Source organism: uncultured Propionibacterium sp. (genome assembly GCF_963539965.1).
GTDB lineage: Bacteria > Actinomycetota > Actinomycetes > Propionibacteriales > Propionibacteriaceae > Propionibacterium.
In genome coordinates, this window is sequence record NZ_CAUTOU010000117.1 from 1 (window position 1) to 2750 (window position 2750).

Below are 2750 nucleotides of genomic sequence, written 5' to 3' on the forward strand. Positions count from 1 at the left end.
CCGGCGCCGGCCCCGACGAGCTCGCCCGGGCCGTCGCCTCCGCCCCGGACGCCGCCGACCGCCTGCGCCTGGCCAACAAGCGCCACCTGGTGCGCATCGCCGGGCGCGACCTGGCCTCGCCCGACCCGTCGGCGGTGGTCGGCTCGGTCGCCGCCGAGCTGACCGACCTGGCCGACGCCGTCATGGTCTGCGCGCTGGCCATCGCCCGCGGGCTGGTGCCCGACCAGGCCAAGGCCAGGCTGGGCGTCATCGCCCTGGGCAAGTGCGGGGCCCAGGAACTCAACTACCTGTCCGACATCGACGTGCTCTTCGTCGCCGAACCGGCCGACGAGACGGTCCCCGGCGCCGAGGCCACCGCCGTCGGCAACCTCATCGCCGCGGCGATCACTCGCATCTGCTCCGCGCACTGCGCCTCGGGCACCATCTGGCAGGTGGACGCGGCGCTGCGGCCCGAGGGCAGGAAGGGGCCGCTCACCCGCACCCTGTCGGCCCACCGCGCCTACTACGAGCGCTGGGCCAAGAACTGGGAGTTCCAGGCCATGCTCAAGGCCCGTCCGATGGCCGGCCATCCCGAGCTGACGCGCGGCTTCTGCCGGATCGTGGAGCCGCTCGTGTGGCAGGCCGGCGGGCGCGACGACTTCATGAGCGAGGCCCAGGCGATGCGCCGCAGGGTCGTCAACCTCATCCCCGCCAAGGATGCCGAGGCCGAGATCAAGCTCGGCACCGGGGGCCTGCGCGACGTCGAGTTCAGCGTGCAGCTGCTCCAGCTCGTCCACGGCCGCGTCGACGAGCGCCTGCGCCTGCGCGGCACCCTCCCGGCCCTGCACGCCCTGGCCCAGCACGGCTACATCGGCCGCGGCGACGCCTCCGAGCTCGATCGCGCCTACCGCTTCGAACGCACCGTCGAGCACCGCATCCAGCTGTTCAACCTGCGCCGCAGCCATCTCATGCCGCCCGGGGACGACGACCGCCGCCGCATCGCCCGCTCCCTGGGCATGCACGAGGGCGAGGAGCTGTGGGGGGCCTGGCGCCGTACCGCCCGCGACGTCGGGCACCGTCAGCGCCGCATCTTCTACTCGCCGCTGTTGGAGGCCGTCTCGCACCTGTCCGACGAGGAGCTGCGCCTGTCACCGCAGGCCGCCCAGGACCGCCTCAAGGCCCTCGGCTTCGCCGACCCGCGCTCGGCCCTGGCCCACATCGAGGCGCTCACCAGGGGGGCCAGCCGCACCGCCGAGATCCAGCGCCAGCTCATGCCGGCCATGCTCGGCTGGTTCGCCGAGGGGCCGAACCCCGACCTCGGCCTGCTCAGCTTCCGCCAGCTGTCCGAGGCGATGGGCGGCACCAGCTGGTACATGCGGGCCCTGCGCGACGAGGGGCAGATGGCCGAACTGCTGGCCGCGATCCTGTCGAGCAGCCGCTACGTCATCAGGATGATCGGCCACGTGCCCGGCGCGGTCCAGATGCTCGCCGACGTCTCCCAGCTGGCCGTCCGGACCCGTGAGTCCCTGTTCGAGACGATGAGTGCGGCGGCCCGCCGCCACGACGACACGGACGGGGCCGTGGAGGCACTGCGCACCATCCGCTGCCGCGAGCTCACCCGCCTGGCCCTCGGCGACGCGCTCGGCCTCATCAGCACCCAGGAGGTCGGCGCCGGCCTGTCGGCGGTCATGAGCGCCACCATCGATGTGGCCCTGCAGATCGCCTCGCGGGAGGAGGCCGGGGCCGTGCCGCCGATCGGCGTCGTGGCGATGGGCCGCTGGGGGGGCGCCGAGCTCAGCTACGGCTCGGACGCCGACGCCATGTTCGTCGTCCCCGACGGCACGCCGGCCGAGCAGACCGCGGCCGCCATCCGCGTCGTCGCCCGCCTGCGCGCCCTGCTCAAGGCGCCCGGCCGGGGCCCCGCCCTCGAGATCGACGCGGACCTGCGCCCCGAGGGCAGGGACGGCGCCATGGTGCGCACCCTGACGGGCTACCTGAACTACTACGAGCGCTGGTCGAGCACCTGGGAGCACCAGGCCCTCGTCCGCGCCGACTACGGGGCGGGGGACCGGCAGTCGGTCGGGGCCCTGCTGGGGGGCATCGCCCGCCTGCGCTGGCCCGAGGGCGGCCTGCGGCCCGAGCAGATCGCCGAGATCCGCAGGCTCAAGGCCCGCATGGAGCGCGAGCGCATCCGCCGGGGCACCGATCCGCACCGCAACCTCAAGCTCGGCCCGGGCGGCCTGTCCGACGTCGAGTGGACCGTGCAGCTGCTGCAGATGCAGCACGCCGGGGGGCTCGAACGGCTGCGCACGCCCACCACGCTGGCCGCGCTCGCGGCGATGCGCGAGGCCGGCCTGGTGGACGAGGGCGACGCCCAGGCCCTCGGCGGGGCGTGGCGCCTGGCCAGCGCGCTGCGCGATCACACGATGCTGGTCAGCGGCCGCTCCAGCGACCTGCTGCCCTCGGACCCGCGCGACCTGGCCGCCATCGCCATGCAGATGCACCGCGACATGACGAACGCCTCCGAGCTCATCGAGGACTGGGAGCGCACCTCGCGCCGGGCCTCGAACGTCGTGGACCGCATTTTCTGGGAGCGCGACTCATGAGGCGCCCGGGATCCCCGCGGGCCCCGCGCCCCGGCAGGGGCCCCGGCCCCGCCGGTGCACTGGTCGTCTTCGGGGGGACGAGCGACATCGGGCTCGCCGTCGCCGCCGAGCTGCTGGCGCGGGCGCCGCGGCCCGTCGTCCTCGTGTGCCGCCCGGGAGCCGCCC

General features: G+C 74.8%; 1 protein-coding gene. It reads left to right on the top strand.

Translation table 11 applies throughout. The features are described from left to right. Positions 1-2585, top strand: a 2585-nt coding sequence (locus R2N01_RS11320) for a bifunctional [glutamine synthetase] adenylyltransferase/[glutamine synthetase]-adenylyl-L-tyrosine phosphorylase (protein WP_316671260.1), incomplete at its 5' end; no start/stop codon positions are given. Between the last annotated feature and the right edge of the window lie 165 nt (positions 2586-2750).